Source organism: Pseudidiomarina indica, assembly GCF_900104245.1.
Classification (GTDB): domain Bacteria; phylum Pseudomonadota; class Gammaproteobacteria; order Enterobacterales; family Alteromonadaceae; genus Pseudidiomarina; species Pseudidiomarina indica.
Genome location: NZ_FMXN01000007.1, coordinates 61,308 through 76,855, shown reverse-complemented (window position 1 = coordinate 76,855; position 15,548 = coordinate 61,308). Strand labels below are relative to the sequence as shown.

Annotated in this window: 9 protein-coding genes; 2 read left to right on the top strand and 7 right to left on the bottom strand. The window is 49.2% G+C overall.

Annotated features, from left to right (window positions below; translation table 11 throughout):
* Positions 1 to 21 precede the first annotated feature (21 nt).
* The 4 genes from BLP64_RS07125 to BLP64_RS07110 form a co-directional block, all read right to left on the bottom strand.
* Positions 22 to 993, bottom strand: coding sequence for a PstS family phosphate ABC transporter substrate-binding protein (locus tag BLP64_RS07125; RefSeq protein ID WP_092593153.1), 972 nt, complete (start codon positions 991 to 993; stop codon positions 22 to 24).
* Between the two features lie 81 nt (positions 994 to 1,074).
* Positions 1,075 to 2,373, bottom strand: a complete 1,299-nt coding sequence (gene phoR, locus BLP64_RS07120; RefSeq protein ID WP_092593151.1) for a phosphate regulon sensor histidine kinase PhoR — start codon at positions 2,371 to 2,373, stop codon at positions 1,075 to 1,077.
* Positions 2,374 to 2,391: 18 nt separating this feature from the next.
* Positions 2,392 to 3,078, bottom strand: coding sequence for a phosphate regulon transcriptional regulator PhoB (phoB, locus tag BLP64_RS07115; protein ID WP_092593149.1), 687 nt, complete (start codon positions 3,076 to 3,078; stop codon positions 2,392 to 2,394).
* Positions 3,079 to 3,163: 85 nt separating this feature from the next.
* On the bottom strand, positions 3,164 to 4,366 hold the full coding sequence (locus BLP64_RS07110) for an endonuclease/exonuclease/phosphatase family protein (RefSeq protein ID WP_092593147.1): 1,203 nt from the start codon (positions 4,364 to 4,366) through the stop codon (positions 3,164 to 3,166).
* A 432-nt stretch (positions 4,367 to 4,798) separates the two neighbouring features.
* Between BLP64_RS07110 and BLP64_RS07105 the strand changes: the two genes are divergently transcribed.
* Both BLP64_RS07105 and tadA read left to right on the top strand, forming a co-directional pair.
* Complete coding sequence (locus BLP64_RS07105; protein WP_092593145.1) at positions 4,799 to 7,915, top strand: TonB-dependent receptor; 3,117 nt, start codon at positions 4,799 to 4,801, stop codon at positions 7,913 to 7,915.
* Positions 7,916 to 8,009: 94 nt separating this feature from the next.
* Positions 8,010 to 8,456: a tRNA adenosine(34) deaminase TadA gene (gene tadA / locus BLP64_RS07100; RefSeq protein ID WP_092593143.1), complete on the top strand. Its 447-nt coding sequence runs from the start codon at positions 8,010 to 8,012 to the stop codon at positions 8,454 to 8,456.
* A 57-nt stretch (positions 8,457 to 8,513) separates the two neighbouring features.
* On the opposite strand, the gene purL is transcribed toward tadA, so the two are convergent.
* From purL to guaA, 3 genes are all read right to left on the bottom strand, one after another.
* Positions 8,514 to 12,410, bottom strand: coding sequence for a phosphoribosylformylglycinamidine synthase (gene purL, locus BLP64_RS07095; RefSeq protein WP_092593240.1), 3,897 nt, complete (start codon positions 12,408 to 12,410; stop codon positions 8,514 to 8,516).
* Positions 12,411 to 12,561: 151 nt separating this feature from the next.
* Positions 12,562 to 13,965: a membrane-bound lytic murein transglycosylase MltF gene (mltF, locus tag BLP64_RS07090; protein WP_092593141.1), complete on the bottom strand. Its 1,404-nt coding sequence runs from the start codon at positions 13,963 to 13,965 to the stop codon at positions 12,562 to 12,564.
* 3 nt (positions 13,966 to 13,968) lie between these two features.
* Positions 13,969 to 15,543: a glutamine-hydrolyzing GMP synthase gene (guaA, locus tag BLP64_RS07085; protein WP_092593139.1), complete on the bottom strand. Its 1,575-nt coding sequence runs from the start codon at positions 15,541 to 15,543 to the stop codon at positions 13,969 to 13,971.
* Positions 15,544 to 15,548 lie beyond the last annotated feature (5 nt).

Genomic DNA, 15,548 nt, shown 5'->3' with positions numbered 1-15,548 from the left:
GCGCGGGGTTTTGGTCGTTCTTTACTGGAGGCCTAAGCGTTGCAGCTCTTGTTCCACAACAACCTGAGGCACTGGAATGTAGCCATCTTTCAGGACAATTTCCTGACCCGCTTTCGACAGCATGAACTTGATAAATTCGCCCGTCGTTGGGTCTAACGGCTTGTTCGGGTGTTTATTCACGTAAATGTAGAGGAATCGCGCTAATGGATATTGGCCAGCCAAGGCGTTTTCCGTGGTCGCAGCAATATACTCCGAGCCTTCTTCAACCGCTAATGGGACTGCTTTTACCCCAGAGGTAACATAGCCAATTCCTGAGTAGCCAATGGCGTTCAAAGACGTTGCTACCGATTGCACCACCGATGCTGAACCCGGTTGCTCGTTCACACTATTACGGAAGTCACCGTCGCACAGTGCGGCTTCTTTGAAGTAACCATAAGTGCCAGACACAGAGTTACGACCGTACAACTGAAGATCACGATTCGCCCAACTACCGGTTAGGTCTAAGTCACCCCAGCGACGCACTTCATCACTTTCTCCACACAACCGAGTGCTTGAGAAAATCGCGTCCACTTCAGGAATCGTTAACCCTTGAATGGGGTTATCTTTATGGACAAACACCGCCAAGGCATCAATTGCAACCCGAATAGGGGTCGGCTTGTAACCATGGCGTTGCTCAAATGATTCAATTTCGCGTGCTTTCATCGCACGGCTCATTGGCCCAAAGTTAGACGTGCCTTCCGTGAGTGCAGGCGGCGCAGTTGAAGAACCCGCGGCTTGAATCTGCATGTTCACATTCGGGTACATGCGCTTAAATTCTTCGGACCAAAAGGTCATCATATTTGCAAGCGTGTCAGAGCCAACCGATGAAAGGTTGCCTGACAGGCCGCTCACTTTTTCGTACTCTGGTAAGCCGTCCGTCACACTTTGTGCCGTCGCATTGAAACTTACCAAGCCCGCTAACGTTAAACTAAGGAAAGTAGCGTTCAATTTCATTGTTGACTCCAGTCATATTGTCATCTTCAACATAGTTTAATTTCGCTTTGTGACATGAATATGACAGTCGTCATAAAGCATTCATGCTTTAATGATTAGCTCTTGCGAAATACGGAATGAAAAGCGTGAGCCTTGGCCCGGCGTCGACTCAATTTCAAGTCGGCTATGGTGATGATCCAGGGCTTGCTGAACAATCGCCAGCCCCAACCCAGTGCCACCGGTTTTACTATTCCGGTCTTTATCCACTCGGTAAAATCTTTCAGTGAGTCGGCCGAGGTGCTCAGCGGCAATCCCAGGTCCGTTATCGGTGACCGTAAATTCCGCTTCATCCCCCACCTGCCGCCAACTGACTTCGATAACTCCTTGAGCAGGCGTATAGTGGATGGCATTCGCAATTAAATTGATCACCACACTTCGCAGCTCATCTTCAAAGCCATGAATCTTGATCGGGTCAATATGAAAACTTAACTGATGCTGCTTCGCTTGATTCAATTGATTCATTTCAGTCGCGATCACATTCAGTAACTGCGGCATGTCAACCACCCGCTCAAATAAGTCATAACGACTGATTTCCATGCGCGATAACGATAACAGTTGGTTGACCAAATGACTCATCCGTTCACTTTGGCCCTGCATTTCGGTGATTGCTTTGTTCAACATTGCCGGCGGCAGCGCATCCGATTGCTCCAAGAGCTCCAAATAGCCTTGCAACACCGTCAGCGGTGTTTTTAATTCATGGGAAACGTTAGCGACAAAGTCTTTCCGCATCTGCTCTAATTGCTTCAGCTGTGTGACATCACGCGCAATCAGTAGAAATTGCTCATCGCTATACGGCATCACTCGGACTTCAAGCTCAACGTCAGCATTCACCGGTGAAGGCAAGTGAATTTCATGGGTGAAGTCGCCTTGGCGTAAGTAAGCAATAAATTCAGGATGGCGAATCAAGTTGGATAAGCGAATGCCTGCGTCAGATGGCCATTTCAGACCAAAATAGAACTGCCCGAGTTTATTACACCAAATCAGCCCGCCGGTGCGGCTAAACACAATGGCTGCATCCGGAATCGCTTCAGCGGCTTCACGAAAACGACGCAATAAACGAACCAACGCACGGCGCCGTTGCTGACTGCGGCGTTGGGTTCGATAAATGCCATCATAGATATAGCTCCAACTGCCCGGAGCTCGAGGGGGGAGCATGGCGCGGCGATGCCACAACCAGTCGACTAATTTGTATTGGTAAAAATAATGCCACGCCAGAACCGCCACCAGAGCAAGCGCTAACACTGGCCAAAAATAGCCCAAGAGCCAGCCTAAAAAGCCGATTGGGGCAATAAACCACAACAGGCTTTTGAAAATAAAGATGGCTGAGAAGCGACGATCCATAGGGTCGACTTACCTGAATTAGTTTTTCGAAAAACGATAGCCAACCCCTCGTACGGTTTGTATCAGTCGACTATGATCATGTAATTCGAGCGCTTTACGGAGCCGTCGAATATGGACATCAACAGTGCGGTCTTCCACATAAACATTGGTGCCCCACACGTTATCTAATAATTGTTCACGACTATACACACGTTCTGGGTGTGACATAAAGAAATGTAATAGTCTAAATTCTGTTGGGCCCATATCTAGCGGGTCGTTAAACGCTGTGACTCGGTGTGATACAGGGTCCAAACGTAGCCCTTCAACTTCAATCGGCTCATCCAACGAAGTGGGTGATACCCGACGAAATACTGCACGAATTCGAGCCATCAGCTCTTTCGGAGAAAACGGCTTGGTCATGTAATCATCCGCACCAACTTCCAGGCCGCGAACCTTATCTTCTTCTTCGCCTCGTGCAGTAAGCATAATGATCGGGATTGCCCGGGTAAAATCATCGCTTTTTAATTTCTTGGCGAGCTGGATGCCAGTCCCTCCTGGAATCATCCAATCCAACAGAATCATATCTGGGAATGGCTCCACAATTTTTTCGAGTGCGGACTGGTAATCACCTGCTTCAATCGCTTGATAACCATGCTGCTCCATGACGAAACTCAGCATCTCGCGAATTGGAGCCTCATCCTCAACGATTAGTATCTTTCTGGACATCTGCATCACCTAATTTGACTTATGGCGGTACGGATTATCCATTTACATTATGACACTTTTATGAAAACCACCAATAATCTGTCATTTATTTCAATTGGATGTCTATCCACACCAAGCGATGATCGGAGGAAGCTTCACGATTTTCGACCAAATGAGCCTTTGGTTCGTCTGGAGTTGGCCAGAACACGCCCGATTGGATCACCTCCATCCCATGCACAGAAGGCAACACATAATCCACACGTTTACGCCAACTTGCGGTATGGGTTGCTGCCAGTGGATTATCCGGCGTATGCAATGCCCCACCACGGCTGGTAGGGATATCGCGCGCATCAATGAGTGGATGCTCTAAGAGCTGCTCAATGGCACCTGGCACGTTGTCAGCGCTTTCAACCGAAGCATTCAAGTCTCCGGCAATCACGAAGGCGCGTTGCTCGCCTAAGCCACCGTGCTGGCCCTGATCATCATAAATATAGGAGCTCAAGAGTGGGTTAATATAATCCGCCCAAAACCGAATCTCATCAAAATTACGACGGCCATTGCGATCTTCCTCACCGTCAAACACCGGGGGAGTCGGATGGCTCACCAATACATGCAATTGATGACCGCCCACCTGCACCGGAACATCCCAGTGAGATTTTGAGCTCAATGGAAATTCTTGCCAGATGTCGGCTGAGTAGAAAGGTTCATTTGTATGAGGGTTCACCGGTGCTAACGCTCCGGGCATGTCTTTCCACTTAAAATTCTGAAAGGTGCGGGCTTGCTCAGCTACAATAGGGTATTTAGATAAGATAGCCATACCGTATTGCCCCGGGTACCAACCAAAGCCCCAAGCATCGTCACCCACCCCTTGCGCAAGGCCATCACCATTTAAATCATAGGGGCTCGCCACTCCTGTATTCACTGGCGCTAAGTAAACATAAGGGTATTCGATGGGGGACTCTCCGCGCTGACTCTGCTGCAAATAATCTCGCATAAACACGTTTATCCCCCGCTCTTCCGGTAAATAATCAAATTCATTGAGCACCAAAATATCAGGCCGAACGTGCTGAATAATTTCCGCAATCGCTTGAATTTGTGGGTGTTGATCAGCTAAGGCTGTGCTTAATGCTTGAGCACCCTGAGCCTGAAGTTGATCATAAGGGAGGTAATTACTGGCATCCATGCTAACGTTAAAGGTAGCCACACGTAATGCCACAGGTTCGACAAGATGATCTTTTTTAGGGGGCATGTCGCATCCGACCAGAGTAAGCGCAATCGCTGATAGCGCAAGGGTTAAACGAAGATTCATAGGAGTAAACCATCCTTACTGGGGACCCCTCGGACAACATAATTTGCGAAAGGTTCAATTTATTCGATGCAATTTATTTTTAGATTGCGTAAAATACTGTCATATTTTTGACACACTACGATGCTATAAATCCACACCGATGACGCCAGGCCATTATAAAACGAACCGGCATGTTGTCATCATGGTTTAGGTGATAGGGCGATCAAATGAGTCATTGTTGGCGAAATTTCACATCCTTTTTGAAACGATATCGGCAGCATCCGTATCGTTCGTATTGGTGTGCCTCGCTATTTGATCAACTTCTATTCTGCTCGTTTTCTCTCCCTGTAACCGCCCGCAACAAATTTAATATTGTTTTGAATGCCACATTCAAACAACTTTTCTATATTTTTTGTTCTTACTGTAAAACCACAACCCAAGGGAAACATCAACATGTTTAATGCTAAACGTACCCGTATTGCAGCAGCTGTTGCGATCGCAATGGGCATTTCGTCCGCTGCTTATGCGCAAGATACAGCTTCTGCTCTGCGTGGGGTCATTACTTCTGATACTGGCAATACACTTGCTAATGCTGAAGTTGTTATTACTGACACTCGTACTGGTGTGTCACGTACGTTATCGACCAACGAAACAGGAACCTTCTCAGCCCGTGGTCTGGCTGTTGGTGGTCCATACGTTGTTAAGGTAACCGACCCTGCAACTGGCGCAACAAAAACACAAGAAGTCTACTTAACCTTGGGTACCACGGAAAACGTGAACCTTGTGGTTGAAAGTAACGTTGAACGCATTGCAGTAACCGGTACTGTCATGCTGAACAACAACTACGGTGGTACTGGTCCAGCTTCTAACTTTAGCTTAGCTGATTTAGAAGAGTCACCTGCCATCAACCGTGATATTAAAGATATCGTACGTATCGACCCTCGTGTCTACATCGACGAGTCATACGGTGACGGTATTCAGTGTGGTGGTGCTAACCCACGTTTCAACAGCTTAACTGTTGACGGCGTTCGGATGAACGACAACTTTGGTTTGAACACTAACGGGTACCCGACTGAGCGGATGCCATTCGCATATGACGCGATTGAGCAGGTGGCCGTTGAATTAGCACCTTTTGACGTTAAATACGGTGGTTTCACCGCGTGTAACATCAACGCGGTCACTAAGTCTGGTCAAAACAAACTATCTGGTGGTTTGTTCTTTGACTACACCAACCAAGACTTACGTGGTGACAAAATTGAAGACACCAAATTATCCAACGACAAGTTCAATGAGCGTCGTTACGGCTTCAACGTGGGTGGTGCGATTATTGAAGACAAATTGTTCTTCTTTACTGCTTATGAAAAATACGAAGGCGCAGTGAAGTTTGACCGCGGCGCATCTGATGATCCAAATGCAGGTACTCCTGTTTCCGGCGTAACTCAAGCAGAATTAGACCGTATTGCTCAAATCGCTCGTGACGTCTACGGCTACGAGCCAGGTGCTCCGATTTCTTCTGCACCGGTTGAAGACGAAAAGATCCTGATCAAACTGGACTGGCATATCAACGACGCACACCGTGCAGCCATCACCTATAACTGGAACGACGGCGGTAACTTACGTGAGTCGGACGGTGGTAGCGATACCTATGAGTTCTCAAACCACTACTATAACCGTGCAACCGAATTAACCTCTGTGGTTGGTGAATTGTACTCAAACTGGACCGATAACTTCTCAACTGAGATTCGTGCTGGTTACTCAGAAGTCATTAACAGCCAAATCACTTTAGGTCCAAAAGATATCGGTGAAATCCGTATCTTCACTCCAGGTGGTGCGCGTGTATTCCTAGGTGCAGACGACTCTCGTCAGGCGAACGAACTTAGCTATGACACAACGTTCTTCAAATTCGCTGGTAACTACTTCATTGGTGATCACGTTATTACCGGTGGTTTCGAGCGTGAAGAATTGTCTGTGTTCAACATGTTCGTACAGCACGCCCGCGGTGGTGAATACGAGTTTAGCTCTATCGATGATTTCGAAAACGGTCTAGCCGCTCGCGTTTGGTACGGTAATGCTGCTGGCACCCACAACCCACGCGAAGCAGCTGGTGCGTTTGACTACGCTATCAACACTGTATACCTCCAAGACGAATACTACATGTTCGAACATGACCTAACCATCACCTATGGTTTACGTTATGACTGGTATACCAGCAGCGACCTACCACGTGAAAACCCGAACTTCATTAACGAGTATGGTTACAGCAACCGCACTAACTTTGATGGCGAAGGCTTGTTACAACCACGTATCGGCTTTAACTGGAAACCAAGCTACAACCTAGAAGTTCGCGGTGGTATTGGCTTGTACTCTGGTGGTAACCCGAACGTTTGGATCGCGAACAACTACCAAAACGACGGTATCACTCAAATTCAAGTGAACCAACGTAACATTGATTTGTTCAACGATCCGTTAAGCGGTGCCGGCCGTCCATTGTATGATGTCCCATCATCATTGTATGACCAAGTCACCAACGCTTCTGGTAACAGCCCAGTTAACTCACTGGATCCGAACTTCAAAATCCCAAGTGAGTGGAAGTATGCCTTAGGTGCAACTTACACCTTCGACAACGACTTGATCTTGATGGGTGACATCTTATACACCAAGCGTAAAAACACTGCGATGCTAGTTGACCTTGCTTACGAGCAAGTAGGTACTGCATCTGACGGTCGCCCAGTGTATGACAACCCAAATGGTCGTGAAGGTGACTACATGTTAACGAACGCGCCTGATGCAGGCAGCCAGTTAAACGTGTCATTTGCCTTAAGCCAAGCGTATGACTTCGGTTTAGATTGGTCATTTGCTTACGCGTACACCGAGTCTGAAGAAAGCCAGAGCATGTCTTCGTCTGTTGCGAACTCGAACTTCGTTCAAACTGCAACCAGCGACATGGGCCACTACGCCGCAGCACCTGCGAACTACGAAATCCCACATCGTTTCACGTTACGTGTAAACTATGGTGTTGAGTTCTTCCCAGGTTACGAAACACGCTTCAGCTTGTTCGGTCAAGCGAACAAAGGTCGTCCATACAGCTACGGCTTTAACGGTTCAGACCTGTTCGGTGACCCAGCGTTTGGTCGTCAATTACTCTACGTTCCTACCGGCCTTGACGATGCGAACGTTATTTTTGCTAATGGCTTTGACACCGACGCATTCTTTGCCTTCCTTAACGAGTCAGGCTTAGATAAGTATGCTGGTGAAATCGCTCCACGTAACGCTTTCTATGGCAGCTGGTGGAACAAGTTTGACCTGAAAATCACGCAACAATTGCCAGCATTTGCTGATGGCCACAAAGCCAGCATGTTCTTCGTTATCGAAAACTTAGGTAACTTGTTGAACAGCGATTGGGGTGTGTTATATCAACCAGGCTTCCCACAAATCCAACGTGTTGTTGACGCTTCTTTAGATGCAGACAACAAGATTGTATTTGAGAACTTCTTGGGTGACCGTGGTCAAACTCGTGAAGTTGAGCCGTCAGTATGGCAAGCTCGTATCGGCTTTAACTACAAGTTCTAAGAACACTGTTAGTTAAACAAAAACGAAAGCCCTCGCATCTGCGGGGGCTTTTTTTTATCATAGCCTGAAGAATCACCAACCTTGATAAACACGAATGACTCATGAGTATTTTATGGCACGAGCCCTTGAGCTTGCGGCCATGGCGGAAGAACACAACGAAGTTCCGGTGGGAGCGGTATTAGTTCATCAGCAAGAAATTATTGGCGAAGGCTTTAATCAGGTCATTACCCTGAATGACCCCTCTGCCCATGCCGAGGTACAAGCCATTCGGGCGGCGGGACAATTCCTGAACAACTACCGTTTGGTGGATACCACCCTTTATGTCACTTTAGAGCCTTGTGCGATGTGTGCAGGCCTGATCACCCACGCACGCGTTAAAACCTTGGTGTATGGCGCTGCTGATCCTCGTACTGGTGCAGCTGGCACGGCGGTTGAGGTTCTCAACCATGCGGCCATGAATCATAAAGTTGAAGTCATTACTGGGGTACTGGCCGACCAAAGCGCATCCCTGCTCCGTAATTTCTTCCGTCGACGTCGATAAAAAAACCCCAACCTGATAACCAGATTGGGGTTTTGTCGGATGAGATTACGAAGGAAGTTAGCCCAAGAAAACCCGTGCATTACGGAACATCCGCATCCATGGGCTATCTTCACCCCATTCATCTGGATGCCAGCTGTTCGCCACAGTGCGGAACACTCGCTCCGGATGCGGCATCATGATTGATACGCGACCATCGGTGGTGGTTAAGCCGGTGATTCCTTCCGGAGAACCATTCGGGTTTGCAGGGTAAGTTTGAGTCACCTTGCCCCAGTTATCGATGTAACGCAAGGTCACTAATCCCTGTTCGTTGACCGTGGCTAAGTTCGTGCCAGTAAACTCTGCACGCCCTTCTCCATGAGAAACAGCGATTGGCATCCGTGACCCCGCCATGCCAGAGAAGAACAGTGATTGGTTCGATTGGACTTCGACTAAACTGAAGCGCGCTTCAAAACGCTCTGAGCGGTTGGTCACAAAGTGTGGCCACGCTTCCGCACCAGGGATTAATTCCTTCAGATTGGAAAGCATTTGACAGCCGTTGCAGACCCCGAGTGCGAAGGTCCGCTCCCGTTCAAAGAAACGGCTAAACTCTTCCCGCGCACGAGTGTTAAATAGAATCGACTTCGCCCAGCCTTCTCCGGCACCAAGCACGTCCCCGTATGAGAAGCCGCCACAGGCGACTAACCCGTCGAATTTATCTAAGCTGATTCGACCTGATAAGATATCGCTCATGTGCACATCAATGGCAGCGAAACCGGCGCGATCAAATGCCGCGGCCATTTCCGTTTGCGAATTCACGCCTTGCTCACGCACAATCGCGACCATAGGATCACGCCCCGTATTAATGTAAGGGGCCGCTACGTCCTCATTAAGATCAAAGGTTAACTCAGCAAATAATCCTGGATCATTTAAGGTTTGTTTGGCTTCGAACTCTTCATCCGCACAGGCTGGATTATCTCGTAAGCGCTGCATTTGATGCGTGGTTTCTGCCCACACGCCACGATAGAAGCTGCGTAAGTGAGCTAATACTTCCTCACCATTGCGGTGGAAGCGAATCACATCTTCTGCAACCGGACGACCAATGCGGTGCACACAGTCGGCCAGCCCATGCTCTGCATAGACCTGCTGGACGGCTTCTAAATCTGCCGCCGCAACTTGAATCACGGCACCAAGCTCTTCGCTAAATAACGCCGCAAAGTCGTCGTCCCCTAACGAATCAAGCGCTACATCAACGCCACAGTGTCCTGCAAACGCCATTTCTGCCACGGTGGCAAACAATCCACCATCGGAGCGGTCATGGTACGCCAACAGCTTTTTATCACGAATCAGCTGTTGGGTTGCATTAAAGAAGCCTTTAAGTAACTCCGGGCTATCCACATCTGGCGCGACATCGCCCAATTGACGGTACACTTGGGCTAAGGCCGAACCACCGAGGCGATTTTGTCCATGTCCCAAGTCAATCAAGAGCAGGTGGCTGTCCCCTTTATCGAGGCGCAGCTGTGGCGTGACGGTCCGACGAATATCTTGGACTCGACCGAACGCAGTAATAATGAGGCTCAATGGTGCTGTGACCGACTTATCGCCTTGCTCATCCTGCCACTGTGTTTTCATCGACATGGAGTCTTTACCAACTGGGATAGTAATTCCCAATGCTGGACAAAGCTCTTCACCCACCGCTTTCACCGCTTCGTATAAGCCGGCATCTTCGCCTGGGTGTCCTGCCGCCGCCATCCAGTTTGCGGATAACTTCACAAACTTCAAATCACCGATGTCAGCTGCTGCAATGTTGGTCAGCGCCTCACCCACCGCCACTCGTGCGGATGCCGCGAAGTTTAGCAATGCCAGCGGAGTCCGCTCACCCATGGCCATGGCTTCTCCTGCATAGCTATCATAGCTGGCTGCAGTTACCGCCACGTCGGCCACCGGCACTTGCCATGGCCCTACCATTTGGTCGCGCGCAACTAAACCCGTCACACTGCGGTCACCAATGGTGATCAAAAAGGTTTTTTCAGCAATGGCTGGTAAGCGCAATAAACGTTTTGCCGCATCACTCAAGGTCATCTCAGAACGGTCTAAAGGTTCCCCTTGCGCTTGCAATGACACCACATCACGATGCATTTTCGGCGGCTTGCCTAATAAAACATCCAGAGGTAAATCAATTGGCTTATTCTCGAAGTGGGCATCATTCAAGACCAATTGACGCTGTTCCGTCGCTTCACCAATCACCGCATACGGTGCTCGCTCACGACGGCAAATCTCATCAAAAACCGCCAAGTTTTCGGGAGCAATGGCTAACACATAACGCTCTTGCGCTTCGTTACACCAAATTTCCAGCGGCGACATGCCTGCTTCGCCATTGGGAACCTTACGCAACTCAAAGCGCCCGCCGCGCCCGCCATCATTGACGAGCTCTGGCATGGCGTTGGATAAGCCACCCGCGCCCACATCGTGAATAAATGCGATCGGGTTTTTATCGCCCAACTGCCAACAACGGTCGATGACTTCTTGGCAGCGTCGCTCCATTTCAGCGTTATCACGCTGGACGGAAGCAAAATCCAGATCTTCATTGGACGACCCAGACGCCATGGACGATGCCGCACCGCCACCAAGACCGATGTTCATAGCAGGACCACCAAGCACGATGAGCTTGGCGCCTACTGGAATCTCACCTTTCTCAACGTGTTGTTCACGAATGTTACCAAGCCCGCCGGCAATCATAATTGGCTTGTGGTAACCCCGAATTTCTTTTCCGTTGTGACTGACAACTTGTTCTTCATAGGTACGGAAATACCCGGTTAGCGCAGGACGGCCAAACTCGTTATTGAACGCCGCACCACCTAATGGGGCCTCGATCATAATATCGAGCGCGCTCACAATTCGGCTTGGCTTGCCAAAATCTTCTTCCCATGGCTGTTCATAGCCTGGAATACGTAAGTTAGAAACGGTAAAGCCCACCAACCCGGCTTTAGGTTTGGAACCGCGCCCTGTAGCACCTTCGTCGCGAATTTCACCGCCTGAACCAGTCGCGGCACCTGAATATGGAGCAATCGCAGTCGGGTGGTTATGGGTTTCCACCTTCATTAAAATATGGATCGGCTCATGAAAATAGCTGTATTCACCTGCCGCATTGCTGCCAATAGGGTGCGGATAGAATCGTCCCGCTTCAGAACCTACCATCACCGCTGCGTTATCTTTATAAGCAGAAAGAACGTTGTCCGGAGTGACTTCGTAGGTGTTTTTAATCATTTTGAAGAGAGATTTTGGCTGCACGATGCCATTAATGGTCCAATCGGCATTAAAAATCTTGTGACGACAGTGCTCCGAGTTTGCCTGGGCAAACATATACAGCTCGATGTCGTTTGGATTACGTTCCAACGCCAAGAAGTTCTCATACAGATAATCGACTTCATCATCGGCCAGTGCGAGTCCCATCTCATGGTTAGCGCGTTCTAGCGCTTCACGTCCGCCTTGCAAAATATCAACACTTTGCAACGGTGCTGGCTCTGCTTCATGGAATAAGCGCTCGCCTTCGTGGAAGTCACGCAATACCATTTCTGCCATTCGATCATGAATCAACGCGGCCGCTTGCTTGAGTTGTTCAGCGCTGAAATCACCTTTCAGGTAATACGCGGTGCCTCGCTCAATTCGCTGGATTTGAGTCAACCCACAATTGTGAGCGATGTCTGTGGCTTTCGATGACCAAGGAGACACCGTTCCTTGCCGCGGCACCACAATGAGTAATTCGCCTTCAGGCGTATGTGATGTCAGCGCTGGTCCATAGGTCAATAGTTTACCCAAGACAGTACGAGCGTCGTCATCGAGCGCTTGTTCAAGATGAACGAAATGAACAAACTCCGCATAGATCGCTGTAACAGGCAAACCTGCACGTTGCATGCGCTGCAATAACTTTTCGTTTCGAAATTCAGACAAGGCGGGGGCGCCGCGTACTATTTCCACAAACATGTCTCCGATAATGATTGGGGGGATATTTATTCGTTTTCGATTAAGCGAAACCATTTTTGTCGACGATCAATCTGCAAATGGCGTTGCTTGCGCAACCAGGCACGACGTCGCTCCGGTGAAACTAACCTGCGTTTTAACTTACGCATCAATCGACTCCATCACCACTCCCCTCTGGAATAGTGATTTCTATGGGTTTAGCCGGTATGCGTCCGCGCTCATCAAGCCAAACCAAGGTGTCATAATAACGACGTATGTTCCCTACATATCGCACTGGTTCATCACCACGGGCAAACCCATATTTGGTTTGCCGGTAAAACTGTTTCTGCCGCAATAAGGGGAGCCTAGTCTGGACGTCAATCCACCGATCCGGATCGCCACCTTGCTGCTGCGTTAAAATTCGTGCATCTTCTAAATGCCCATACCCGATATTATAGGCGGCTAATGCAAACCACGTGCGATCCGGCTCGGCAATGCGCGCCGGAATTTGTTGCAGCATCCGCTCAAAATAACGAGCTCCACCTTGAATACTTTGTTCAGGATTCAAGCGGCTGGTCACCCCCATGGCTTGCGCTGTTGGTAAGGTGAGCATCATCAACCCGCGCACTCCCGTTGGCGAAACAGCACGCGGGTTCCATAAACTTTCTTGGTAGCTGATGGCAGCTAATAAGCGCCAATCCAAGCTGCCAGCGTGCTGCTCGAACAACTCTCGATATTTAGGCAGCACCCGTTGTACCGCATCGATAAATAAACTGGTATCCACGTAGTTAAACTGACTGACATGGCCATAATGTTGATCGAGTAACTGCACCAATTGTCCAGAGTGACGTAACTCACCAAAGAATTTTATCACTTCTGCGTACAAAGAGGCATCAATATGTTGATTTAGCAACCAAGCAATATCTGCTTGGTCAATCACGGTGAAGGCAACACTGAGGTCGGGGTAATAGCGACGCTGAATATCTAAGGTGTGACTGTCCGCGATGGTGTAGGCAATTTCCCCTTGAATGACTTGTCGTAGCAACTCGTTGGCATCATAGTCGTCGGTTGTTCGCCAGCGTAGGTTCGGGTTCTCGGCACTTAATTCGAGTAACCAATCATGGTGGCTGGAACCATCGACCACCACCAACTCAGCATCAAGGTCAGCTAAGCTGCGCGGTCGATCCCGTGCCCCTTGTTTAAAGACAATGCGTTGTGCCACTTCCATATAGGGTGGCCCAAAACGAAATTGCTGCTCTCGCTGTGGCGTTCGATTCAGCCCAGCCGCTAATAAATCCACTTCGCCCTGCGCCAGCAAATTAAATAAATGATTGATGTTGTAGCGCGTGACCATTTCGAGCTCAACACCTAGTTGATCTGCAAAGCGACGCGCTAAGTGATACTCCAGCCCAGCTTCGGCTTCGGCATCCAAATAATAGCTGGTGGGCCCTAATAAGGTGCCCACCCGCAATACGCCGCGCTCTTGGATGGCATCCAGCTGGCTTGGCTGAGGCTCAGGAGCACAGCCAATTAACACCAATAACAACAACCAGCTAGCGCACCTTTTTAGCACGGCTTATTCCCATTCAATCGTGGCTGGAGGTTTACCTGAAATGTCATACACCACGCGGGAAATGCCATCGATTTCATTAATAATACGGTTCGATACGCGGCCCAATAGCTCATAAGGCAAATGTGCCCACCTTGCCGTCATAAAATCAATGGTTTCAACTGCACGCAGTGCCACCACCCAATCGTATTTACGCGCATCTCCCATCACGCCTACCGAGCGAACTGGAAGGAACACGACAAACGCTTGGCTGACTTCGTGGTACAAGCCAGCTTCACGCAGCTCACTGATGAAGATGTGGTCCGCACGACGTAAGATATCGCAATATTCTTTCTTCACTTCACCCAATACCCGCACGCCCAGGCCTGGGCCTGGGAATGGATGGCGATACAACATGTCGTAAGGCAAGCCAAGCTCGAGGCCAATTTTCCGCACTTCATCTTTAAAGAGTTCACGCAGCGGTTCCACCAAGCTCAGTTTCATATTTTCTGGTAAGCCGCCAACGTTATGGTGCGACTTAATTACATGGGCCTTGCCCGTTTTTGAGCCTGCCGACTCAATCACGTCGGGATAAATGGTGCCTTGCGCCAAAAACGACACATCGTTAATGAGGCTGGCCTGTTCATCAAAAATCTCAATGAACACGCGGCCAATGATTTTTCGTTTTGCTTCAGGGTCTTGCTCGCCGGCTAGCGCATCAAGGAAGCGGTCTTCCGCATCCACATGGATAATGTTTAAGCCGTAATGATCGCCAAACATTTCCATCACTTGCTCAGCTTCACGCCAACGCAATAACCCATTATCGACAAACACACAGGTAAGCTGATCACCAATGGCACGATGTAGCAACATGGCAGTCACCGAGCTATCCACACCGCCGGATAATCCCAACACCACCTTTTTATCACCTACCTGCGCTCTAATTCGAGCCACTGCGTCATCAATAATCTGTGACGGAGTCCAACGCTGCTCACATTCGCACAGTTCCACCACAAAATGCTCAAGCATGCGCAGCCCTTGACGGGTGTGGGTTACTTCAGGATGGAATTGCACACCGTAAAAATCACGGGTTTCATCGGCGATGGCGGCAATTGGGCAAGTTTCCGTTTGGGCCACAACTTGAAACCCTTTAGGAACCACGCTGACTTTGTCACCATGGCTCATCCACACATCGAGTAACGGATTGCCATTTGCGTGCACGCTGTCCTCAATATGATGGAATAACGGGCATGGAGCGATCCGTTCAACCTGGGCGTAACCAAATTCACGCTCGCTAGAGCCTTGCACTTGGCCACCCAATTGCACAGCCATGGTTTGCATGCCATAGCAAATTCCTAAAACAGGAACGCCCGCTTCAAAAACATACTCAGGCGCACGTGGCGAGTCAAGCGCAGTGACCGATTCAGGACCACCCGACAAAATTATGCCACTGGGGCGAAATTCTTTGATATCTTCCGCGCTGACATCCCATGCCCACAGTTCACAATACACCCCTAATTCACGAACGCGGCGAGCAATGAGCTGCGTAAACTGAGATCCAAAGTCTAAAATTAAAATGCGATCTGCATGAATATCTTGCATGGTAT

Bases quoted from the DNA above. Each gene is read 5' to 3' on its own strand.
- tadA (WP_092593143.1), top strand. From the start codon at position 8,010: ATGACTCATGAGTATTTTATGGCACGAGCCCTTGAGCTTGCGGCCATG.
- BLP64_RS07110 (WP_092593147.1), bottom strand. From the start codon at position 4,366: ATGAATCTTCGTTTAACCCTTGCGCTATCAGCGATTGCGCTTACTCTG.
- phoB (WP_092593149.1), bottom strand. From the start codon at position 3,078: ATGTCCAGAAAGATACTAATCGTTGAGGATGAGGCTCCAATTCGCGAG.
- guaA (WP_092593139.1), bottom strand. From the start codon at position 15,543: ATGCAAGATATTCATGCAGATCGCATTTTAATTTTAGACTTTGGATCT.
- BLP64_RS07105 (WP_092593145.1), top strand. From the start codon at position 4,799: ATGTTTAATGCTAAACGTACCCGTATTGCAGCAGCTGTTGCGATCGCA.
- BLP64_RS07125 (WP_092593153.1), bottom strand. From the start codon at position 993: ATGAAATTGAACGCTACTTTCCTTAGTTTAACGTTAGCGGGCTTGGTA.
- phoR (WP_092593151.1), bottom strand. From the start codon at position 2,373: ATGGATCGTCGCTTCTCAGCCATCTTTATTTTCAAAAGCCTGTTGTGG.